Source organism: Streptomyces sp. AMJ-169 (assembly GCF_055597585.1).
On the sequence record NZ_JBVLTJ010000014.1, the window covers coordinates 60,194 to 81,422 of the forward strand.

A 21,229-nucleotide genomic window follows, 5' to 3' on the forward strand; every position below is an offset into this window, starting at 1 on the left:
GCAGGTCGACATCGACCGGTAGTGTTCGACATTGCCGAACGGTGGCTGCGCAAGTGGATCACAGGGACGCGAGCGGTACCGGAAGCGGCCGGTGGGCGCCGGCCGGGGCCGGACCGGACACCGGTCGAAGGGGACGGAGGCAGGACGGCAATGGCACGGAACATCCAGTCGCTCGAACGGGCGGCCGCGATGCTGCGGCTCCTCGCGGGCGGCGAGCGGCGGCTCGGCCTGTCGGACATCGCCTCGGCCCTCGGCCTCGCCAAGGGCACGGCCCACGGCATCCTGCGCACCCTCCAGCAGGAGGGGTTCGTCGAGCAGGACGACATCTCCGGCCGCTACCAGCTGGGCGCCGAGCTGCTGCGCCTGGGGACGACCTACCTGGACGTCCACGAGCTGCGCGCGCGGGCCCTCGTATGGACCGACGACCTCGCGCGCGCGAGCGGTGAGAGCGTGCACCTGGGGGTGCTGCACCAGCAGGGCGTGCTGATCGTGCACCACGTCTTCCGGCCCGACGACAGCCGGCAGGTCCTGGAGATCGGCGGGATGCAGCCGCTGCACTCCACGGCGCTGGGCAAGGTCCTCTCCGCCTACGACCCGGTCGCGCACAGCGAGGCGCTGGAGACCGAGCGCAGGTCGTTCACGGACCGCACGGTGTGCGAGCCGAAGGCGTTCGAGCAGATCCTCGACCTCACGCGCGCGCGGGGTTATGCGGCCGACGTGGAGGAGACCTGGGAGGGCGTCGCGTCGATCGCGGCGCCGATCCACGACCGGCGCAGCATGCCGGTCGGCGCGGTCGGCATCACGGGGGCCGTGGAGCGGCTGTGCCGGGACGGCGAGCTGCGGCCGGAGCTGATCGCCTCGGTGCGGGACTGCGCCCGCGCGGTATCGCGGGATCTGGGCGCCGGGCGGTTCTGATCGGGCCCCTGCGGGGCTTGCGGGACGTATAGGGCCTGCTGAGAAGTTCGTGAGAGCTCACCGGGACGTCGGGCGGCGTTCCGGCTCTCGGCATACCCTGAGCCCAGAACGGGACGCAGCGGTCGATATCGGGTCAGACGTGGGCCGACCTCGCGAAGATCGATAACCCATGACTATCAATAACGATCGTGTTTTCGATAACAGAACTCTTGACGTGCGCGTAACGCCGGAGCAAGACTCCCGTCCATCGGTCGACATTGTCGAACACCTACCGGCAATACGCGCTAGAGTGTGACAGTGCCAAGGGCCGAACATCGCTCTCATCCCCCGAGGGCGGCGCGGAACCCCCGGAGGGACCCGGGGTTCGGCTTCCCCTGGACGAAGGACAAAGGAGTCGCGGGTGTCCAGCTCCGACATCTTCATCGGCGAGACCATCGGTACCGCCATACTCATCCTGCTCGGCGGTGGCGTGTGCGCCGCCGTCACGCTGAAGGCCTCCAAGGCCCGAGGCGCCGGCTGGCTCGCCATCACCTTCGGGTGGGGTTTCGCCGTTCTGACGGCCGTCTACACCTCCGCGCCGCTCTCCGGCGCGCATCTCAACCCGGCCGTGACCCTCGCGCTCGCCATCAAGAACGACGACTGGAGCACCGTCCCCGAGTACTGGGGCGGTCAGCTGCTGGGCGCCATGATCGGCGCGACGCTCGTCTGGGTCGCCTACTACGGCCAGTTCCACGCGCACCTCACCGACCGTGAGATCGTCGGCGAGCCCGGCCAGGCCAAGGCCGTCGAGGCGCAGGAGCGCGGGGCCGGCCCGGTGCTCGGCATCTTCTCCACCGGCCCGGAGATCCGCGTCGTCTGGCAGAACCTCGCCACGGAGATCATCGGCACGATCGTGCTGGTGCTGGCGGTCCTCACCCAGGGGCTCAACGACAGCGGCAAGGGTCTCGGCACCCTGGGCGCTCTCATCACCGCCCTCGTGGTGGTCGCGATCGGCCTGTCGCTCGGCGGTCCGACCGGCTACGCGATCAACCCGGCCCGTGACCTCGGTCCGCGCATCGTGCACGCCCTGCTCCCCCTGCCCAACAAGGGTGGTTCCGACTGGAGCTACGCCTGGATCCCGGTGGTCGGCCCGCTGATCGGCGGCGCCATCGCGGCAGGCATCTACAACGTCGCGTTCGCTTAAAGAAGCCGCCCGAGGGTTTCACTCGTACGAGCTACGGAGTATCGAAACTCTCGGCGAACGCCGTTCGTCAAGCCCCATAACCACGGAAAACGCCCCAGGAGCACACAGTGACCGACGCCCACACCGCAGGCCCCTTCATCGCCGCCATCGACCAGGGCACCACCTCCAGCCGCTGCATCGTCTTCGACCGCGACGGCCGCATCGTCTCCGTCGACCAGAAGGAGCACGAGCAGATCTTCCCCAAGCCGGGCTGGGTGGAGCACGACGCGAACGAGATCTGGACGAACGTCCAGGAGGTCGTCGCGAGCGCCATCGCCAAGGCGGGCATCACGCGCGACGACATCAAGGCCATCGGCATCACCAACCAGCGTGAGACGACGCTGCTGTGGGACAAGAACACCGGCGAGCCGGTCCACAACGCGATCGTCTGGCAGGACACCCGCACCGACGCGCTCTGCAAGGAGCTCGGCCGCAACGTCGGCCAGGACCGCTTCCGCCGCGAGACCGGCCTGCCGCTCGCGTCCTACTTCGCCGGACCCAAGGCGCGCTGGCTGCTCGACAACGTCGAGGGCCTGCGCGAGCGCGCCGAGCGCGGCGACATCCTGTTCGGCACGATGGACAGCTGGGTCATCTGGAACCTGACGGGCGGCGTCGACGGCGGCCGGCACGTCACGGACGTGACGAACGCGTCGCGCACGATGCTGATGAACCTGCACACCCTCGCGTGGGACGACAAGATCGCCGAGTCCATCGGCGTCCCGCTCCAGATGCTCCCCGAGATCCGCTCCTCCGCCGAGGTCTACGGCGAGGTCACCGGCGGCCCGCTCGGCGAGCTGCTCGGCGGCATCCCGGTCGCCTCCGCGCTCGGCGACCAGCAGGCGGCCCTCTTCGGCCAGACCTGCTTCTCCGAGGGCGAGGCCAAGTCGACCTACGGCACCGGCACGTTCATGCTGATGAACACCGGCGAGAAGATCATCAACTCGTACTCGGGCCTGCTCACCACGGTCGGCTACCGCATCGGCGAGCAGGCCCCGGTCTACGCCCTGGAGGGCTCGATCGCGGTCACGGGTTCGCTGGTGCAGTGGATGCGCGACCAGATGGGCCTCATCTCCACCGCCGCCGAGATCGAGACGCTCGCCCTGTCCGTCGAGGACAACGGCGGCGCCTACTTCGTCCCGGCCTTCTCCGGCCTGTTCGCCCCGCACTGGCGCTCCGACGCCCGCGGTGTGATCGCCGGCCTCACCCGGTACGTCACCAAGGCGCACCTCGCGCGCGCCGTCCTGGAGGCCACGGCCTGGCAGACCCGTGAGATCACCGACGCCATGACGAAGGACTCCGGTGTCGAGCTCGCGGCCCTCAAGGTCGACGGCGGCATGACCTCCAACAACCTGCTGATGCAGACCCTCTCGGACTTCCTGGACGCCCCCGTGGTGCGCCCGATGGTCGCCGAGACGACCTGCCTCGGCGCCGCCTACGCCGCCGGCCTCGCCGTCGGCTTCTGGACCAACACCGACGACCTGCGCGCCAACTGGCGCCGGGCCGCCGAATGGACCCCCCGCATGGACGCGGACACCCGCGACCGTGAGTACAAGACCTGGCTCAAGGCCGTCGAGCGGACCATGGGCTGGATCGAGGACGAGAGCTGAAGCGACCCCCCGCTCACAGCTCTGATGAGGAGTAAGAACCGCACATGACCAGTCAGCCCACCCTCCAGACCGTGCCTGCCCTGGGCACCCACCCGGCCTCCGGCTCGAACCCGAGCCGAGCCGAGACCCGGGAGCAGCTCGCCAAGGCGTCGTACGACCTCCTCGTGATCGGCGGCGGCATCCTGGGCATCTCCACCGCCTGGCACGCCGCGCAGTCCGGTCTGCGGGTGGCGCTGGTCGACGCCGGTGACTTCGCCGGCGCCACCTCCTCCGCCTCCTCCAAGCTGCTCCACGGCGGTCTGCGCTACTTGCAGACCGGCGCGGTGAAGCTGGTGGCGGAGAACCACTTCGAGCGGCGGGCGGTCTCCCGCCAGGTGGCCCCCCACCTGGCGAACCCGCTCACCTTCTACCTGCCCGTCTACAAGGGCGGCCCGCACGGCGCGGCCAAGCTCGGCGCGGGCGTCTTCGCCTACTCCGCGCTCTCCGCGTTCGGCGACGGCGTCGGCCACCTCCTGTCCCCCGCGAAGGCGGCGCAGGACGTGCCCGAGCTGCGCACGGACAACCTGAAGGCCGTCGCGGTCTACGGCGACGACCAGATGAACGACGCCCGCATGGCCCTGATGACGGTCCGCGCGGCCGTCGAGGCGGGCGCCGTCGTCCTCAACCACGCCGAGGTGACCGGACTGCGCTTCACCAACGGCCGGGTCACCGGCGCCGAGCTGAAGGACCGGCTCTCCGGTGACGAGTTCGGTGTCGGCGCCCGTCTGGTGCTCAACGCGACCGGCCCCTGGGTGGACCACCTGCGCAAGATGGAGGACCCGAACGCGGCGCCCTCCATCCGCCTGTCCAAGGGCGCCCACCTCGTCCTGAAGCGGACCTCCCCCTGGAAGGCCGCCCTCGCGACCCCGATCGACAAGTACCGCATCACGTTCGCCCTCCCCTGGGAGGACATGCTGCTGCTCGGTACGACCGACGAGGAGTTCGAGGGCGACCCGGCGGACGTCTCGGTCACCGAGAAGGACACCGCCCAGATCCTCGACGAGGCCGCGTTCTCGGTCCGTGACAAGCAGCTGCACCGCGACAACATCACGTACGCGTTCGCCGGCCTGCGCGTCCTGCCCGGCGGCCCCGGCGACACCGCGAAGGCCAAGCGCGAGACGGTCGTCACCGAGGGCAAGGGCGGCATGCTGTCCATCGCCGGCGGCAAGTGGACGACGTTCCGCCACATCGGGCGCACGATCATGAAGAAGCTGGAGGCGCTGCCGGGTCACCCCCTCGGCGACGACTTCGAGCCGATCGCCTCGCTGCCCAAGAAGCTCCCGCTGCCCGGCGTGGCCAACCCCCGCGCGGTCGCCCACCGCCTCCTGGTCGACAGCCCCGCCCCCGGCCCCCGCATGGCCGCCGACACGGCGAAGCACCTCGCGACCCACTACGGCTCGCTGGCCTTCGACATAGCCCGCCTGGCCAACGAGAACCCGGAGCTGGGCCGCCGCGTCCACCCCGACGCCCCCGAGATCTGGGCGCAGGTCGTCTACGCCCGGGACAACGAGTGGGCGGAGACGGCGGACGACGTGCTGCGCCGCCGGACGACGCTGACGATCCGGGGTCTGGCGACGGACGAGGTGCGGGCGCAGGTGCAGGACGTGCTCGACAAGAAGTGACGGTACGGCTGGTGTCGGGCTGACGCCGGTACGCGGAAGGGGCGGCTCCTTGAGGGGCCGCCCCTTTTGTATGCCGGCTTCGCTTAGCGGGCCGAGTTGCGCGAGCCGGCGCGCAGGCTGCGCGTTACAAGCTCTCCGCCAGCCCCCGCACATCCCCCGCCGACCCCAACTCCCCCCGCCGCACGATCAGTTCCCGCCCCAACAACAGCGCCCGCCGCGACGCCGGCACCGGGTCCGGCAGCGTCGTCAGGTCCGTCAGATGCGCGAACCCGATGATCCGCCGCACGATCTCCGTCCCCGCGTACCCCAGCGACTCCACCCACACCCGGCGCAGGAACCGCTCCAGATAGGCGTCGTCGAAGAAGGTGTCGACCCGGGTCGGCCACAGGCGGCGGAACTCGGCCGTGAACGCCTCCCAGGACAGCCGGAGTTGATCGGCGTGGTCGGTCAACGTGCCCAGCGCGCGGGCCCGTTCCGCGGCGACCAGGACGTTGGCCCAGTACAGGCCGAGGTCGTAGCCGATCGGTCCGACGAAGGAGAACTCGGGGTCGAAGACCCGTACCACCGGCGCCCCTTCGCGCTCGCCGACCATGACGCTGCCGGTGTGGAGGTCGCCGTGCAGGAGCGCCTGGGCGCTGGTCATGAAGGTGTGCCGGAGGTCGGCGACCTCGGTGCGCAGCCGGGCGTCCGCGCGGAACTCCGCCGCCAGATCCGCCAACTCCGGGAGCCAGTGGTTGTGTTCGTGCTCGATGTACGGCTCGGAGAGGACCACGTCCTCGGTGATCTTGCACAGCTCGGGGCTGACGGACGCCGCGAGCAGCGCCTTGCGTTCGGCCGAGGGCATCCCGAAGTCGCTGGTGGCGAAGGTGAGCTGGGCGACGAACTCGCCGATGCGGGCGGAGGTGCCGGGGCCGTAGGAGGCGCCTTCGTTGAGGAGGGTGCGCAGGACCTCCAGGTCGGACATGTCCTCCATGACGAGGGCGTAGTTCTCGGGGTCGTAGCCGTGGATCGCGGGGATCTTGCCGGGGGCGACGGCCGCGACCTGGTCGTAGGCGCGGGCCTCGGCGTCCGCGCGGTCGGGGTTCATCGGCCAGGAGGGGCCCGCGACCCGGACCCAGGGCAGGGCCTGTTTGACGGCGAGGCTCTGGGTGCCGGCGGCGTTGGCGGCGAGGAAGACGCGGTTCATGTTGCCGTCGGAGACCTCGCGGACGCGGATGTCGGCGAGGTCGTCCCAGTGGCCGCGCTCGTTGAGGTACGCCGGGATGTCGTCCGGCTCCAGGATGCGGTAGCCCATCGGCGGTAACTCCCTTATGCGGTGCGGCGCTTGGACAGGGTGAAGCTGAAGACGAGGGCGAGGATGAGGACGGCTCCCTCGACGACGTCCTGGGTGTAGTACGGCAGGCCCTTGATGGTGAGGCCGGTGCTGATGATGCCGATCAGGACCGCGCCGAGGGCGGTGCCCCAGACGTTCGGGCGGCCCCGGCCGAGCACCGAGGTGCCCACCAGCGCGACGGCGACGGCCTCCAGGAGCTGGGACGTGCCGGCGCTGACGTCGCCCTGGCCGATGCGCGAGGCGAGGATGAGGCCGCCGACGGAGGCGAGGACGCCGGAGATGACGTAGGCGAGCGAGCGGTAGGCGCCGACGCGGATGCCGGCCAGCCGCGACGCCTCGGGGTTGGCGCCGATCGCGTACAGCACGCGCCCCCAGCGGGTGCGGGCGAGGAAGATCCAGGCGGCGACGGTGAGCCCGCCGAAGATCAGCACCGAGATCGGGACGCCGAGGACGGTCCCCCGGTCGATCTTCAGGAACCCGGCGGTGAACTTCCCGGGCGCCGTCGAGCCGTCCGACATGGTCATGCCCGGCGTGATCGACTGCCCGTCGACCAGGATGAGCTTGCTGCCCTGGATGACGAACATCGTGCCGAGCGTGGCGAGCATGTCGGGGATCTTCAGTACGACGATCAGCAGCGCGTTGAGCAGTCCGGCGAGGGCGCCCGCGATCAGGACGGCGACGATCGCTACGCCGCCGACCTGGTTGTGCACGACCATCGTCTGCGCGGCGACCGAGACCCCGAGCCCCGCGACCGCGCCGACGGACATGTCCATGCCGCCGACGGCCATGGTGAGGGTGACGCCGAGGCCGAGGATCGCGGCGACGGAGACGTAGCGCAGGGTGTCGAGGAGGGTCGCCGACTCGCGGAAGGAGCCCTCGCTCAGCGCGAAGTACAAGAACAGCGCGACCGTCACGAAGATGAAGCCGTATTTGATGACGGCGTTCTGGACGCGCGCGGCCGTGCCCGGCGCGGGCGGGGTCGCCGCCTTCGCCGGGGCCTCGGTGCTCTGGGTGGTGGTCATGGGGTGCTGCTTCCTTCGGCTTTCCTTCGGCGCGGCGAGCGTCAGACGGACGCCGAGATGGTCTGGATCACGCGGTCGCGCTCGGCGTCCTCGCCGTACGCGTCGAGGTGGATCTCTCCGGCGGCCAGGACGACCACCCGGTCGGCGGTCTCCAGGATCTCGTCGACGTCGGCGGACAGGACGAGGACGGCCGAGCCGTCGGCGGCAAGCTGACGGGCGCGGCGGCCGATGTCCCGGCGGGCCCCGATGTCCACGCCTCGGAACGGTTCGTCCAGGATGAGGACACGGGGGGTCTCGGCGAGCCAGCGGCCGACGACGACCTTCTGCTGGTTGCCGCCGGACAGCTCCTCGACGGTGCTGTGCTCGTCCCGGGTGACGACGCCCAGCGCCTCGATGGTGTCCCGGCCCAGCGCGTCCTCCTTGGCCCGCTGGAGCAGTCCGCCCCGGGACAGCGACTTCAGGAACGGCAGCGACACGTTCTGGGCGACCGACCAGCCGGGGACGAGCGCGTCCGCATGCCGGTCCTCCGGTACCAGATGGACGCCGGCGCGGATCGCGTCCGCCGGGCGGCGCGGCGCGTACGCCGTCCCGTCCAGCTCGGCCGTGCCCGCCGCGAACGGCTCGGCGCCGAACAGACCCCGGGCCAGCTCGGTCTTGCCGGCCCCCAACAGGCCCACGACGCCGGTGACTTCACCGGCGCGCAGGTCGAGGTCGAGGGGCTGGGCCTGGGCGGCGAAGAGCCGTACGCCCTTCAGGGAGAGCACGACGTCGCCGGACGCGCCCTCCTGGACCGGGCGGGCGGTCGTCGCCTCCTGTTCCTGGGCGAGCATCGCGCGCAGGGCCGCGTCCCAGTCGAACGGCTTGGCCTGGTCCTCGGTGAGACGGCCGTCTCGCAGGACGACCAGCCGGTCGGCGAGGGCGTCGATCTCGCCGAGCCGGTGGGAGACGTACAGCACGGCGATGCCGTCCGCGCGCATCCGCTCGACCAGCTCGAACAGGCGCCGCGCCTCGGCCGCCGAGAGCGCGGAGGTCGGTTCGTCGAGGATCAGCAGGCGCGGGCGGGTCGCCAATGCTCGGGCCAGGATGAGGAGTTGGCGGTCGGAGATGCCGAGTTCGGTGACGTCCCGCTTCAGGACGGCGTCGCTCCAGTCGAGTCCGAGGCCCGCCTGGATCTCGCGGGCGCGGGCCAGCGTGCGGCGACCGCTGAGGAAAGGGTTGCCGCGCTGCTGGGCGAGCTCCTCGAAGACGAGGTTCTCGGCGACGGAGAGCCCCGGGACGATGCCCTCGCCGATCCGCTGGTGGACGGTCTGGATGCCCAACGCGCGGGCGGCGGAGGGGGATTGGAGCGCGACGGCCTCCCCGCCGACCCGCACCTCACCGCCGTGCCCGGCGTGCACCCCGGACAGGATCTTGATCAGCGTGGACTTGCCCGCCCCGTTCGCCCCGAGCAGCGCGACCACGCTGCCGGGGGCGATGTCGAGGGAGACGGAGGCGAGGACGGTCTTGCCGGCGAAAGCCATGCTGACGTCGGTGAGGGTGACGGCCGGGCCCTGCGTATCAGAGGCCGGACTCCCCGTCTCAGTGCGCGACATTCGCGATCCAGTCCGCCGTGGACACCTCGGACAGGTTCAGCGCCGGCAGCGCCGCCCGCAGCTCATCCATGTTGGCGATCTTCTTCTCGCGCAGGAAGTCCTGGGTGATGGCGACGGCCGGGAACTCGACCGTCGTCTTGCCGAGCTGGCCCGCCAGCTCCAGGGCCGTGGTGCGTACGACCGCCGCGCCGACCGCCGACGGGTCGGTGCCGGCCGTGGCGACCCAGGGGCTGCCGGCGGCGGTCATCTGCTGGATGTCCGCGTTGGAGACGTCGGCGCCGAAGACCTTGACCTTGTCCTGGAGCTTCTTGTTCTGGACGGCGAGGACGGTGCCCTTGGCGAGTTCGTCGTAGGGGGCGAAGACGCCGGCGACGTCGGAGTTCTGGGTGAGGGCGGCCGAGACCAGCGGCACGTTGTCCGTGGCGGTGGAGTCGGTGACCTTGCCGACCTTGAACGCCTGCTTCCAGCCTTGAGCTGCGGCCTCGGTCTTCCAGACGGAGTCGCGCTTGTCGAGGGCGGCGTACCCGGCGACGTTGACGTAACCCACCTTGGCGTTCTTGCCGAGCTGCTTGGCCATGACGTCGAGGACGGCCTGGGCCAGGCTCGCGTCGTTCTGGCGGGTGGTGACGACACCCTTGGTGGGGGTCTCGACGTCGTAGACGACGACCTTGATGCCCTTCTTGACGGCCTGGTCGATCTCCGGCTGGATCGTCGCCGGGAAGCCGTGGTCGATGATGATCGCCTTGGCGCCGGAGTTGATCGCCGAGGACAGGTCGGTGGCCTGCTTGGCGTTGTCGGCCTGGGCGTCGTACACGGTCAGGTCGATGCCCAGGGCCTTGGCCTGGGCCTTCGCGCCGTTGCCCCACTGTTCGAAGTAGTCGCCCGCGCCGCTCTGCCGGACCAGGGCCACCTTGACCGCGCCCGCGCTGAAGGGGGCGGGCTTCTTGCCGGTCGCGGCCTGGGCGGAGGCGGCCGAGTCGCCCGCCGTTTTGGACGAGGAGTCCGAGGACTGGGCGCAGCCGCTCAGGACCAGGGCCGAGAGGGACGCCAGTGAGAGTGCGGCGAGGGGCAGACGGGTACGGGACATGAGGGGCTCCAGGTACGGGGGTGCTGCGAGGGGTCGCGGAAGAGGGGCGCGAGCCTTGAGAGGGGAGGCTCCGGGAACGGTCAGCGACAGCTGGCTGTGGTCGACCGGAGCAAGTCCACGTACAGCCGCCGCACGAGCAGCAGCGTCTTCATACCCCAGATCATGAGAAGGGTTTCAGTGTTACGTCAAAGGTGTAAAAGGTCTTTCTCAAGGGATGAGACAACTACTACGTCACACCGGGCGCTCTCAGGCCCTGGAGTTACCATCAGCAGGACCGGCACCTGCCCCTTTGCCCCTATCGCCCGTCCATTGCCCGTCTCGGCATCCGGACAGGCCCCTCACCTCGACAGACCCTGGAGCTGCTGCCATGACGCTGCTGACCACCTGGCCCGAGTCCGGCCCCGAGACCCAGGTCCGCCGCACGGCGGACCCGGCCGAGATCGCCGCGGCGCTGAAGCCGCTCGGCGTGCGGTACGAGCAGTGGCCGATCCGCGAGGACGTGCCCTTCGACGCGGACAGTGACACGGTCTTCGCCGCGTACGGCCCCGAGATCGACAAGCTGAACGCCGAGGAGGGCTTCACCACGGTCGACGTCCTGGGCCTGCACCCCAGCGACGACCCGGGCTTCCCCGCGAAGGCGAAGGCCGCGCGCGAGAAGTTCCTCCAGGAGCACACGCACGACGACGATGACGAGGTCCGCTTCTTCGTCTCCGGCTCCGGCATCTTCTACCTGCACGTGAACGGCGAGGTGCACGCCGTCTTCTGCGAGAAGGGCGACCTCCTGGGCGTCCCGCGCGGCACCACGCACTGGTTCGACATGGGCACGAACCCCTCCTTCACCGCGATCCGCTTCTTCCACGAGGAGGACGGCTGGATCGGCAGCTTCACCGGCTCGGCCATCGCGGGCCGCTTCCCCGACTACGACACGATCGCCGCAGGATACGAGGGCGCCGCGTGACGCTCCGGTACGACGTCGACGCCGTGGTGCTCGACATCGAGGGCACCACGAGCGCCACGGGCTTCGTCGTGGACGTGCTGTACCCGTACTCGCGTGACCGCTTCGCGGAACTGCTGTCCCAGCGGGCGGACGAACCGGCGGTGGCCCGGGCGATCGCGCAGATCCGCGAGCTGTCCGGCGAGCCGGACGCGGACGCCGCCGCGCTGGAGAAGACCCTCAACTCCTGGCTGGACGAGGACCGCAAGGCGACCCCCCTGAAGACCCTCCAGGGCATCGTCTGGTCCGAGGGCTTCGCGCGCGGCGAACTGGTCTCGCACTTCTACGCCGACGTCGTCCCCCAGCTGAAGGCCTGGCACGCGGCCGGCGTCCTGCTGTACGTGTACTCGTCCGGCTCGGTCGCCGCCCAGCGGGCGTGGTTCGCGTCCACCCCGGACGGCGACCTGCTGCCGCTGGTCTCGGGTCTGTACGACACCGAGAACGCCGGGCCCAAGCAGGATCCGGCGTCGTACCGGACCATCGCCGAGTCGGCCCAAGTGGCGCCGGAGCGGCTGCTGTTCCTCTCCGACCGGCCGGGCGAGCTGGACGCGGCGCGCGCCGCCGGCTGGCACGCGGTGGGCGTCCGGCGGGCCGGGGAGCCGTACTACGAGCAGGGCGTCGGGGACCACGCGCAGGCCGCGTCCTTCGACGAGATCGTCTTGACCAGGAGCACCGCATGAGCATCACCGAGCAGGACCTCCACGAGGCGGGCGCGGTCCTCGCCGCCGAGTCCGCGCGCTTCGCCTCCTTCGGCTGGATGCGCGGGACTTCGGGCAATCTGTCGGCCGTGCTGTCCCGGGACCCGCTGCTGCTCGCGGTGACGGCGAGCGGGCACGACAAGGGTGAACTGACGCCGAAGGACGTGGTGTTGGTCGACGCGCAGGGCGCGGCCGTGCAGGGGGGCAAGCCCTCGGCGGAGGCCGAACTGCACGCCCGGGTCGCCGCGTTGACCGGCGCCGGGGCCGTCGTCCACGTCCATACGGTCGCGTCGGTCGCGATGGGGCACCGGCAGCCGGGCGGGATCGCGTTCCGGGACGTGGAGATGCTGAAGGGGGTGGGGCAGCCGGCGCACGGCGTCGAGGTGGTGCTGCCGGTCATCGCCAACAGCCAGGACATGAAGGAGCTGGGGGACCGGCTGGAGGCGGCGCGTAATCCCTTGATGCCGGCGGTGGTGGTGGCCGGGCACGGGCTGTATGTGTGGGGGGCCGATCCCCGGCAGGCCCGGCATCACACCGAAGTGGTGGAGTGGCTGCTGGAGTTGGAGTTGGCTCGGCGGTAAAGGGGGTGTGGGTGGGGGCGGTTGGGTGAGAAGTGGGGCCCTTTCCGGAAAGGGCCCCACTTCGCGTACGGCTACTTCAGCCGGTCGCCCGGCAGTTCGCCCGCCGAGACCTCCAACACGCCCCGCTCGGTGACCAGTCCGGTGACCAGGCGGCCCGGGGTCACGTCGAACGCGGGGTTGTGGCCGCGCGACTCGGCGGGGGCGGTGCGGACGCCGCCCCACTCCAACACCTCGTCCTCGCCCCGGAGTTCGATGTGGATGTCGGCGCCGGTGGGCGTCGAGAGGTCCACGGTCGTGGTGGGGGCCGCGACGAGGAAGGGGATGCCGGCGTCGGCGCACGCGAGGGCGACGCCCACGGTGCCCACCTTGTTGGCGGTGTCGCCGTTGGCTGCGATGCGGTCGGCGCCGACGATCGCCGCGTCGACCTCCCCGCGCAGGATGGTCCCGGCCGCCGCCCCGTCCGCCTGGACGTAGTGCGGGATGCCCTCCTGGACCAGCTCCCAGGCGGTGAGCCGGGACCCCTGGAGCAGGGGCCGCGTCTCGTCGGCGTACACGAGCTCGACCTTGCCGCGGGCGTGGAGTTCGCGTACGACGCCCAGGGCCGTGCCCCAGCCGGTCGTCGCGAGGGCGCCGGTGTTGCAGTGGGTGAGGATGCGCAGGGGGCGGTCGAGGCCCGTGCGCTTGAGGAGCCACTCGGCGCCGTGGACGCCCATCGCGCGGTTGGACTCGACGTCCTCGCGCTGGACGGCCGCCGCCTCCTCGAGGACCGCGTCGAGGCCCTCGGCGTAACGGGTCATGACCCGGTCCACGCCGACCATGAGGTTCACGGCGGTGGGGCGGGCCTCGCGGATGCGGGCGACGGCGGCGAGGGTCTCGACGTCGCTCCAGCCCTCGCGCTCGGCCTGGAGCATGGCGACGGCGACCCCGTACGCGCCGGCGGCGCCGATCGCGGGGGCGCCGCGGACGACGAGGCGCTGGATGGCGTCCACGAGGCTGTCCACATCGTGGATGTCCACCGTCTCGTAGCGGTGCGGAAGAAGGGTCTGGTCGATCAGCGCGAGCGCGGAGCCGGTCCAGTCGACGGCACGCAGTTCCTGGGGCATATGGGGGACGCTCCTGAAGGTCCGTTCGGTGTCCGACACCGTACATGACCTCGGCGAACCATAGTTCGAGACAGGAGACGTGTCCCCGCTCACGAGGCGCCGTTTCCTGGACTTCGGCCGGTGTCGCGGCTGAGCCTTCCCCTCCTCGGCCTCGCTTCACCCTCCCCCGTGCACTTTTTTCCCGCCCTCTCCCCCAGCGCTCTCGTGACCCGGCGCGTCGTTCTTCTTCGCGGTGCCGCAAGTCGGCGGGCTGGCGATGGAGCGGACGACGGAGGTGCCGCGCGAGCTGACGCAGGTGCTCCGGGCGATCGTGATCGTGTTCCTCGCGGCGGCGGCGTACTCGCTGGTCCTCGCGGTCGGCGCGGTGACGCTGAAGGGCGACGCGGTGGTGCTCGGCATCGCCATGTTCAGCGACCCGGCGCTCCAAGGCCTGCCCCTGGTAGGGGGGTTCAGCCCGCCGGCGTATCTCGCGTGGGGCCTTCGGCTGCGCGGGGTGGGTGAATCCCCGGAGGCAGCCGCGACGTTGGGCGTGCGGCCCGCCAAGTACCGTTATACGGCGGTGCTGCTGTTCGGCCTGGTGGAGGCGGCGGGCTTCCGCCTCCAGGGCGTCGGCCTGCCCCAACAGGCCACGGACGCCGCGCCGTACGTCGTCACGCTCGGCGCCCTGTTCCTGTCGACGGCCCGCCGCCGTCGCCGTACCCCTCCCCCTTCTGGAGCTGTCTCATGACGCAGGACCTCCTGCCCGTCACCCGTGTTCCCCGTACCGGTCTGCCCGTTCACGCCGTCGTGGTCGGTGATCCGGCGCGCGCGGCGGCGGTGGCCGGGCTGCTCGACGGTGCGCGGGAGGTGTCGTACCACCGTGAGTACCGTGTGTTCAGCGGGAGTTGGAAGGGGTTGCCGGTGACGGTGGCCTCGCACGGGGTGGGGGCGCCGGGGGCGGTGCTGCTGTTCCAGGAGCTGGCCGACGCGGGCGTCCGCACTTTTCTGCGGTTCGGTACGGCCGGGGCGATGCGGCCGGGGATCGGTGACGGCGATCTGGTGATCGCGGAGGCGGCCGTGCGCGACGACGGCGTCACCCAGCAGCTGATACCGGCCGAGTACCCGGCGGTCGCCGCCCCCGAGGCGGTCCTGGCGCTCCAGCGCGCCGCCCGCGAGACGGGCGCCCCGCACCACCGGGGCGTGGTCTGGACCCGCGCGGCCTTCCAGCCGGGCCTCATCCCGCTGTTCTCGTACGACGGCGCCGGGCTCGCGGCGATCGAGATGGAGCTGTCGGCGCTGTTCGTGACGGCGTCGCTGCGGGGGCTGACGGCGGGCGGTGTCCTGGTCGTGGACGGCGCGAACGCGGACGAGCTGGTCGACGAGGAGGGCACGAGCAGTTACGACCCGCACCGCGACGTCGTCGCGCGGGGTGTCGAGCGGGGGGCGGTCGTCTCGCTGGAGGCGCTGCGGCTGCTGGCGGAGGCTTTCGAAGCTGAGGCTGAGGTGAAGTCCGCGTGAACGTCGACCTGTTGGTGCGCTCGGGGACCGTCCTGACGATGGACGACCGGTCAACTGTCTGGGAGGACGGGGCGGTTGCGATCCACCGGGGCGAGATATTCGCCGTGGGGGAGACCAGGGCCGTCCAGGCGCGTTTCTCGGGCGTCGAGGAGATCGACGCCTCGGGCTGTCTCGTGCTGCCCGGTTTCGTCAACACGCACACGCATCTCGCGATGAGCCTGCTGCGCGGCCGGGCCGACGACGTCACTCTCCAGGGCTTCCTGGAACGGGTGTTGACGTGGGAGGCGGAGCTGCTGACGCCCGAGAACGTGGCGGCGGCGGTCCGGCTGGCGGTCGCGGAGAGCGTGCGGGCCGGGGTGACGTCGGCGCTGGACATGTACTGGTTCCACGAGGCGGCCGAGGAGGCGGCGCGGGCGGCGGGGTGGCGGCTGCTGACCGGGCCGACCTTCATGGACGTGCCCGAGCCGCCGGACGGACGGTCCTTCGAGGACCGGATCGCCTGGGCCCGCAAGGACCTTGAGATCCGTACCGGCCGGGGCGCGGGCCTTGAGTTCAGCACCGGGGAGGTCCGCACCGGTCAAGGCGCAGCCCTTGATGCCGGCCCCGCCGGGAGACCCGTCCTCTTCGCCCACTCCGCCTACACCCTCTCCCCCGCCCAGCTGACCGAAGTGTTCGCCCTGGCAAGGGAGTTCGGCGCGCTGATTCACCTCCACGCGGCGGAGAACGCGGCCGAGGTCGCGACCGTGGAGGTCAAGTACGGGAAACGGTCTGTGGAGTTGCTGGACTCGCTCGGCCTGCTCGGCCCGGACGTCCTGCTGGCGCACGCCGTCGACCTGACCGGCCCGGAGATCGCGGCGCTGGCCCGCACCGGCACCTCGGTGGCCCACTGTCCGCTCTCCAACCTGAAGTTGGGCTGCGGCGTCGCGCCGGTGCCCCGGCTGCTGAGCGCCGGGGTGACCGTCGGCCTCGGCACGGACGGCGCGGTCAGCTCCAACTCCCTTGACGTGCTGGGGGTCGTACGGCAGGCCGCGCTGGTGCACAAGGCCGGGGGTGATCCGACGCTGGTCGGGGCCGAGCAGGCGGTGCGGATGGCGACCGTGGAGGGGGCGCGGGCGCTGGGGCTCGGGGATCAGTTGGGGTCGCTGGAGCGGGGCAAGCGGGCCGACTTGGCGGTCGTGTCGCTGGAGGGGCCGCATGTACGGCCGCTGCACGACCCGTGGTCGACGCTGGCGTACGCGGCGAAGTCTTCGGACGTGCGGGACACCGTCGTCGACGGGAGAGTCCTGATGCGGGACCGGGTGCTGACGACGCTGGACGAGCGGGCCGTGGTCGCGGAGCTGGAGTCGGTGATCGCGGACTTGGGGTCGCGGGTCCGCTGAGCCCGCATAATGTCCGCTAGACATCCGATGTCTGGGTGGGGACGAACGTGGGTCGACGCGCCCCGGGACGAACGACGCTGGGAGGCCGGTCATGGCAGTCACCGACGAGGCGATCGAGAAGATCAAGGGAATGATCGTCTCAGGTGCGCTGCGGCCCGGGGACCGGCTGCCCAAGGAGAGCGAACTCGCCGCCGAACTGGGCCTGTCGAGGAATTCGCTGCGGGAGGCGGTGCGGGCGCTGTCGCTGATCCGCATCCTGGACGTGCGCCAGGGCGACGGCACGTACGTCACCAGCCTGGACCCCCAACTCCTGCTGGAGGCGCTGAGTTTCGTCGTGGACTTCCACCGCGACGACACCGTCCTGGAGTTCCTGGCGGTGCGCCGCATCCTGGAACCGGCCGCGACGGCGATGGCGGCGCTGCGCATCAGCGAGCAGCAATTGGACGCGCTGAGCGCCCAGTTGGACAAGCTGGGGGCGGCGCCCTCGGTGGAGGAACTGGTCGCCGCCGACCTGGAGTTCCACCGCGGGATCGTGCGGAGCGCGGGCAACTCGGTGCTGTGCTCGCTGCTGGACGGGCTCTCGGGGCCGACGACGCGGGCGCGGATCTGGCGCGGGCTGACGCAGGAGGACGCGGTCGCGCGCACTCTGCACGAGCACCGGGCGATCCTGGCGGCGCTGCGGGACCGGGACGCGGAGGCGGCGCGGTCGTGGGCGACGGTGCACATCGCGAGCGTGGAGCAGTGGTTGCGGTCCAGTCTGTGAGACGGATCGCGGGGCGGCGGCGGACTGGCCGTGAAAGCGGTTGCGTCGAGTGCCCTCGAAGCGGCTGTATGGAACCCGTAAGGAATTTCGGGAAACCGGTTTCCGCACTGACCCCGGCCGCGGGGTGTCCAAGGCCGCCGGGCGGGGCAGTGATCCGGTCACTCCCCCGTCCAGGGGGCTGCGGACGCTCCCGCCGCACGCCGTAAGGTTGGGTGGTCAGGCGAGAGCATGTCGGAAGGAGGCGCTGGGTGATCGAGCTGGAGGGAGTTCCCGAGCTGATCGACCCAGTCATGGTGGCCGCGTTCGAGGGCTGGAACGACGCCGGTGACGCCGCGTCCAGCGCCGTCGCGCATCTGGAGCGGGAGTGGAAGGGCGAGGTGTTCGCGGCGCTGGACGCCGAGGACTACTACGACTTCCAGGTGAACCGCCCCACGGTGTTCATGGACGGCGGGGTGCGGAAGATCACATGGCCGACGACGAGGCTGTCGGTGGTGCGGGTCGGCGGGGACAAGCCGCGTGACCTGGTGCTGGTGCGCGGCATCGAGCCGTCGATGCGCTGGCGGTCCTTCTGCAACGAACTGCTGGCGTTCGCGCATGAGCTGGGCGTGGAGCTGGTGGTGATCCTGGGCGCGCTGCTCGGTGACACCCCGCACACCCGTCCGGTCCCGATCAGCGGCACCACGTCCGACCCGGACCTGGCGCGGCGGATGGACCTGGAGGAGACCAAGTACGAGGGCCCGACCGGCATCGTCGGCGTGCTCCAGGAGGCGTGCACGCACGCGGGCGTCCCCGCGGTGTCGCTGTGGGCGGCCGTCCCGCACTACGTGTCGCAGCCGCCGAACCCCAAGGCGACGCTGGCGCTGCTGAACCGCCTGGAGGACCTGATCGACGTGGCGATGCCGCTCGGCGAGCTGGCCGAGGACGCGCGCGCCTGGCAGACCGGGGTGGACCAGCTGGCCGCCGAGGACAGCGAGGTCGCCGAGTACGTCCAGACGCTGGAGGAGGCCCGGGACACCGCCGAGCTGCCCGAGGCGTCCGGCGAGGCGATCGCCCGCGAGTTCGAACGCTATCTGCGCCGCCGCGACCCCAACGAGCCGAGTGAGCGGACCCGTCCGCCGAAGCCGCCGAAGGCCGGCGGGGACGATGAGGATTCGTCGGAGGACTGAGGGCCCCTGCGGGCCGAGGTGGAGGGCGGTGCTCATGGGCACCGCCCTCTGCCGGTTTTAAAGCGCTTTAAGAACCTTTTAAAGCGCTTTAGGTCCGCTTAAAGCGCTTTAAGCCGGTACCGACACGATCGCGTACGTCGTCTCCGGCGTCGGTGTCGTCGTGAACCGCGCGTTGGGCAGGTACAGCCGCCCCTGATACGCGGCGACGGTCGTCGGCACGTCGAACTCCGGGTGCGTGAGCCGCCGTTGGAACACCCCGCTGCGCCCGTCGGCGGCCAGCCTGAACACGTCGACGGCGTTCTGCCGGTTCTGGACGACGTACAGGGTGCGCCCGTCGCGCAGCAGCCCGTCGCCGTTGGTGAGCGGGGCCGCGTCCCCGAGGTCGACGAGGGTGGTCAGGCCGGTGCGCGGGTCGACGCGGTGCAGGGCGCCGACGCCGGACTGGACGACGAGGAGCGCGGAGCCGTCGGGGGTGCGGGTGATGCCGTTGGCGTTGACGGCCTCGCCGGGGGTCTGGGCCCAGTCGCCGCCGAGGGTGAGGGTGACGACGTCCTCGGCGGCCGGGAGCGCGCCGCCGCGGCCGAGCGGGAGGGCGTAGAGGGCCGGCTGGTTGGAGTCGGTGAACCAGGCGGCGCGCGGGGTGAGCAGCACGTCGTTGATGAACGTGGGCTCGGCCTGGGCGGGCGCGTAGGAGGCGAGGATCTCGCCGCTGCGGGCGTCGACGACGCGCAGCCCGAATCCGCGTCCGGCGACGAACAGGCGCCCCTGGTCGTCGAGTTTGAGGCCGACGGAGGGGGTGCCGGGTCCGGCGGAGACGATGCGGCCCGCGCCGGTGCGCAGGTCCGCGCGGTAGATCGAGCCGTCGCCCAGGGAGCCGAGGTAGGCGTAGGGGCCGCGGCCGATGGTGATCCCCTCGGGGCGGAAGCCGTCGGGGAGTTGGATCACCTCGGGCCAGGAGGCGGCGCCGGCCGGTGTGCCGAGGGAGGCGGCGCCGAGGGTGGCCGCGCCGACGGCGAGCACGCTGCGGCGGGAGAGAAGGCGTGGGGGGCGTGCGAAGGAACCGGGTGCCACGGGGGCGTCCTTCCGCAGGAGGGCCGGCTGCCTGCCGGCCGGACGGTCAACAGTCCGTCCACCCCATCACAACTGCCGCTGGGGACACAGGGGTTGCCCGGCCTTCGACAGTTCATCGACAGCTCTCCGGCACCGGAAGGGGGGCGGCCGGATCGTACGGACACCGGAAGGGGGCGGCCGGATCGTATGAATACGACCTGACCGCCCCCCCCTAGTGCTGCCGGTTGCCCCTAGAGGGCGATGCCCAGGAGGGCGTCGACCGCGCGGGAGACGACTCCGGGGGCGCCGATGTCGTCGCCGCCCTCGCTCTCCTGGCGGGCGGCCCAGCGGTCGACAGCCGCGAGGGCCGCCGGGGTGTCGAGGTCGTTCGCGAGGGCTTCGCGGAGTTCCTCGACGAGGACTTCGGCGGGCGGGCCGTCGGGGCGGGAGACGGTGGCGCGCCAGCGGGCGACGCGAGCGACGGCGTCGGCGAGGCCCTGGTCGGTCCACTCCCAGTCGGAGCGGTAGTGGTGGGCGTGCAGGGTGAGGCGGATGGCGGCGGGGTCGACGCCGTCGCGGCGCAGCCGGGAGACGAAGACGAGGTTGCCGCGCGACTTGGACATCTTCTCGCCGTCCAGGCCGACCATGCCGGCGTGGACGTAGGCCTTGGCCATGGGGTGTTCGCCGGTGAGGGCGTGGGCGTGGGAGGCGCCCATCTCGTGGTGCGGGAAGACGAGGTCGGAGCCGCCGCCCTGGACGTCGAAGCCCATCCCGAGGTGTTCGAGGGCGATGGCGACGCACTCGATGTGCCAGCCGGGCCGGCCGCGGCCCAGGGAGGCGCCGTCCCAGCTGGGCTCGCCCGGGCGGGCGGCCATCCACAGCATCGGGTCGAGGGGGTTCTTCTTGCCCGGCCGGTCGGGGTCGCCGCCGCGCTCGGCGGACAGCAGCCGCATGGCGGCGGCGTCCAGGTTGGAGACCTCGCCGAAGTGCGGGTCGGCCTCGACGGAGAAGTACACGTCCCCGTCGAGCTCGTAGGCGGCGCCGGCGTCGCGCAGCCGCTCGACGAGCGGGACGATGCCCGGTATGGCCTCGACGGCGCCTATGTAGTGCTTCGGCGGGAGCATCCGCAGGGCGGTCATGTCCTCGCGGAAGAGGGCCGTCTCCTGCTCGGCGAGGCCGGCCCAGTCGACGCCGTCGCGCTCGGCGCGCTCCAGGAGGGGGTCGTCGACGTCGGTGACGTTCTGGACGTAGTGAACCTGCCGCTTGGTGTCGAGCCACACGCGCTGCACGAGGTCGAACGCGTTGTAGGTCGCCGCGTGCCCCATGTGCGTGGCGTCGTACGGCGTGATGCCGCACACGTAGATACGGGCGACAGGACCGGGGTCGAGGGTCACCGGACCGCCGGTCGCGGTGTCGTGGATCCTCAGGTCGCGGCCCTGACCAGGCAGGGCGGGGACCTCGGAAGCGGGCCAGGCATGCATGTCATGAGCGTAACCGGACGGCACTTCGGGTCACGAACCGGAGTGCGTGGGATCGGCCGGGAAGGCGCTCTTGTGCGG

Annotated in this window: 19 protein-coding genes; 12 read left to right on the forward strand and 7 right to left on the reverse strand. The window is 71.3% G+C overall.

The window, feature by feature from the left end; genetic code table 11:
- Window positions 1–150 precede the first annotated feature (150 nt).
- The 4 genes from ACYUD3_RS29950 to ACYUD3_RS29965 all read left to right on the forward strand — a co-directional run bounded on the left by ACYUD3_RS29950 (window position 151) and on the right by ACYUD3_RS29965 (window position 5,405).
- Entirely contained in the window at window positions 151–915 is a 765-nt protein-coding gene (locus ACYUD3_RS29950; protein ID WP_470976497.1) for an IclR family transcriptional regulator, read from the forward strand.
- 400 nt (window positions 916–1,315) lie between these two features.
- A complete protein-coding gene (locus ACYUD3_RS29955) occupies window positions 1,316–2,098 on the forward strand; it encodes an MIP/aquaporin family protein (RefSeq protein WP_470976500.1) in 783 nt (260 codons plus the stop codon).
- Window positions 2,099–2,205: 107 nt separating this feature from the next.
- A complete protein-coding gene (glpK, locus tag ACYUD3_RS29960) occupies window positions 2,206–3,744 on the forward strand; it encodes a glycerol kinase GlpK (RefSeq protein ID WP_470976503.1) in 1,539 nt (512 codons plus the stop codon).
- Between the two features lie 44 nt (window positions 3,745–3,788).
- The gene (locus ACYUD3_RS29965; protein WP_470976506.1) at window positions 3,789–5,405 is read left to right on the forward strand and encodes a glycerol-3-phosphate dehydrogenase/oxidase; all 1,617 of its coding nucleotides are present in this window, start codon (window positions 3,789–3,791) and stop codon (window positions 5,403–5,405) included.
- Window positions 5,406–5,529: 124 nt separating this feature from the next.
- Here the strand turns inward: ACYUD3_RS29965 and mtnK are convergent, their stop codons facing one another.
- From mtnK to ACYUD3_RS29985, 4 genes are read right to left on the reverse strand one after another with little or no spacing between them, the layout of a single operon-like run.
- On the reverse strand, window positions 5,530–6,699 hold the full coding sequence (gene mtnK / locus ACYUD3_RS29970) for an S-methyl-5-thioribose kinase (protein ID WP_470976509.1): 1,170 nt from the start codon (window positions 6,697–6,699) through the stop codon (window positions 5,530–5,532).
- Window positions 6,700–6,713: 14 nt separating this feature from the next.
- Complete coding sequence (locus ACYUD3_RS29975) at window positions 6,714–7,760, reverse strand: ABC transporter permease (RefSeq protein WP_470976512.1); 1,047 nt, start codon at window positions 7,758–7,760, stop codon at window positions 6,714–6,716.
- Window positions 7,761–7,801: 41 nt separating this feature from the next.
- On the reverse strand, window positions 7,802–9,352 hold the full coding sequence (locus ACYUD3_RS29980; protein WP_470976515.1) for a sugar ABC transporter ATP-binding protein: 1,551 nt from the start codon (window positions 9,350–9,352) through the stop codon (window positions 7,802–7,804).
- Window positions 9,339–10,439 (reverse strand): substrate-binding domain-containing protein, encoded by a 1,101-nt coding sequence (locus ACYUD3_RS29985; protein WP_470976517.1) that lies wholly within the window; start codon window positions 10,437–10,439, stop codon window positions 9,339–9,341. The genes ACYUD3_RS29980 and ACYUD3_RS29985 overlap by 14 nt, the downstream gene beginning before the upstream one ends.
- Window positions 10,440–10,806: 367 nt before the next feature.
- Here ACYUD3_RS29985 and ACYUD3_RS29990 point away from each other — a divergent pair, with 367 nt between their 5' ends.
- Genes ACYUD3_RS29990 through mtnB form a run of 3 tightly spaced genes read left to right on the forward strand, consistent with a single transcriptional unit; the run spans window position 10,807 to window position 12,712 of the window.
- Window positions 10,807–11,397, forward strand: a complete 591-nt coding sequence (locus ACYUD3_RS29990; protein ID WP_470976520.1) for a 1,2-dihydroxy-3-keto-5-methylthiopentene dioxygenase — start codon at window positions 10,807–10,809, stop codon at window positions 11,395–11,397.
- Window positions 11,394–12,113 (forward strand): acireductone synthase, encoded by a 720-nt coding sequence (gene mtnC, locus ACYUD3_RS29995; RefSeq protein ID WP_470976522.1) that lies wholly within the window; start codon window positions 11,394–11,396, stop codon window positions 12,111–12,113. The genes ACYUD3_RS29990 and mtnC overlap by 4 nt, the downstream gene beginning before the upstream one ends.
- Window positions 12,110–12,712 carry a methylthioribulose 1-phosphate dehydratase gene (mtnB, locus tag ACYUD3_RS30000; RefSeq protein WP_470976524.1) on the forward strand — a complete coding sequence of 201 codons (603 nt, stop codon included), beginning with the start codon at window positions 12,110–12,112 and terminating at the stop codon, window positions 12,710–12,712. The genes mtnC and mtnB overlap by 4 nt, the downstream gene beginning before the upstream one ends.
- A 71-nt stretch (window positions 12,713–12,783) precedes the next feature.
- On the opposite strand, the gene mtnA is transcribed toward mtnB, so the two are convergent.
- Window positions 12,784–13,815, reverse strand: coding sequence for an S-methyl-5-thioribose-1-phosphate isomerase (gene mtnA / locus ACYUD3_RS30005; protein ID WP_470976526.1), 1,032 nt, complete (start codon window positions 13,813–13,815; stop codon window positions 12,784–12,786).
- 256 nt (window positions 13,816–14,071) lie between these two features.
- On the opposite strand from mtnA, the gene ACYUD3_RS30010 reads away from it, so the two are divergent.
- From ACYUD3_RS30010 to ACYUD3_RS30030, 5 genes are all read left to right on the forward strand, one after another.
- The gene (locus ACYUD3_RS30010) at window positions 14,072–14,542 is read left to right on the forward strand and encodes a hypothetical protein (RefSeq protein ID WP_470976875.1); all 471 of its coding nucleotides are present in this window, start codon (window positions 14,072–14,074) and stop codon (window positions 14,540–14,542) included.
- Window positions 14,539–15,312: a nucleoside phosphorylase gene (locus ACYUD3_RS30015; RefSeq protein ID WP_470976528.1), complete on the forward strand. Its 774-nt coding sequence runs from the start codon at window positions 14,539–14,541 to the stop codon at window positions 15,310–15,312. The genes ACYUD3_RS30010 and ACYUD3_RS30015 overlap by 4 nt, the downstream gene beginning before the upstream one ends.
- Complete coding sequence (locus ACYUD3_RS30020; protein WP_470976531.1) at window positions 15,309–16,691, forward strand: amidohydrolase; 1,383 nt, start codon at window positions 15,309–15,311, stop codon at window positions 16,689–16,691. Before ACYUD3_RS30015 ends, ACYUD3_RS30020 begins: the two co-directional genes overlap by 4 nt.
- Before the next feature lie 91 nt (window positions 16,692–16,782).
- Entirely contained in the window at window positions 16,783–17,454 is a 672-nt protein-coding gene (locus ACYUD3_RS30025; RefSeq protein ID WP_470976534.1) for a FadR/GntR family transcriptional regulator, read from the forward strand.
- A gap of 248 nt (window positions 17,455–17,702) precedes the next feature.
- Complete coding sequence (locus ACYUD3_RS30030; RefSeq protein WP_470976537.1) at window positions 17,703–18,620, forward strand: PAC2 family protein; 918 nt, start codon at window positions 17,703–17,705, stop codon at window positions 18,618–18,620.
- A 108-nt stretch (window positions 18,621–18,728) separates the two neighbouring features.
- On the opposite strand, the gene ACYUD3_RS30035 is transcribed toward ACYUD3_RS30030, so the two are convergent.
- Window positions 18,729–19,691 (reverse strand): SMP-30/gluconolactonase/LRE family protein, encoded by a 963-nt coding sequence (locus ACYUD3_RS30035; RefSeq protein WP_470976540.1) that lies wholly within the window; start codon window positions 19,689–19,691, stop codon window positions 18,729–18,731.
- Window positions 19,692–19,921: 230 nt separating this feature from the next.
- Window positions 19,922–21,151, reverse strand: coding sequence for a cysteine--1-D-myo-inosityl 2-amino-2-deoxy-alpha-D-glucopyranoside ligase (mshC, locus tag ACYUD3_RS30040; RefSeq protein WP_470976543.1), 1,230 nt, complete (start codon window positions 21,149–21,151; stop codon window positions 19,922–19,924).
- Between the last annotated feature and the right edge of the window lie 78 nt (window positions 21,152–21,229).

Bases quoted from the DNA above. Each gene is read 5' to 3' on its own strand.
- ACYUD3_RS29950 (WP_470976497.1), top strand. From the start codon at position 151: ATGGCACGGAACATCCAGTCGCTCGAACGGGCGGCCGCGATGCTGCGG.
- ACYUD3_RS29965 (WP_470976506.1), top strand. From the start codon at position 3,789: ATGACCAGTCAGCCCACCCTCCAGACCGTGCCTGCCCTGGGCACCCAC.
- mtnK (WP_470976509.1), bottom strand. From the start codon at position 6,699: ATGGGCTACCGCATCCTGGAGCCGGACGACATCCCGGCGTACCTCAAC.
- ACYUD3_RS29975 (WP_470976512.1), bottom strand. From the start codon at position 7,760: ATGACCACCACCCAGAGCACCGAGGCCCCGGCGAAGGCGGCGACCCCG.
- ACYUD3_RS29980 (WP_470976515.1), bottom strand. From the start codon at position 9,352: ATGTCGCGCACTGAGACGGGGAGTCCGGCCTCTGATACGCAGGGCCCG.
- ACYUD3_RS29985 (WP_470976517.1), bottom strand. From the start codon at position 10,439: ATGTCCCGTACCCGTCTGCCCCTCGCCGCACTCTCACTGGCGTCCCTC.
- ACYUD3_RS29990 (WP_470976520.1), top strand. From the start codon at position 10,807: ATGACGCTGCTGACCACCTGGCCCGAGTCCGGCCCCGAGACCCAGGTC.
- mtnB (WP_470976524.1), top strand. From the start codon at position 12,110: ATGAGCATCACCGAGCAGGACCTCCACGAGGCGGGCGCGGTCCTCGCC.
- mtnA (WP_470976526.1), bottom strand. From the start codon at position 13,815: ATGCCCCAGGAACTGCGTGCCGTCGACTGGACCGGCTCCGCGCTCGCG.
- ACYUD3_RS30010 (WP_470976875.1), top strand. From the start codon at position 14,072: ATGGAGCGGACGACGGAGGTGCCGCGCGAGCTGACGCAGGTGCTCCGG.
- ACYUD3_RS30015 (WP_470976528.1), top strand. From the start codon at position 14,539: ATGACGCAGGACCTCCTGCCCGTCACCCGTGTTCCCCGTACCGGTCTG.
- ACYUD3_RS30025 (WP_470976534.1), top strand. From the start codon at position 16,783: ATGGCAGTCACCGACGAGGCGATCGAGAAGATCAAGGGAATGATCGTC.
- mshC (WP_470976543.1), bottom strand. From the start codon at position 21,151: ATGCATGCCTGGCCCGCTTCCGAGGTCCCCGCCCTGCCTGGTCAGGGC.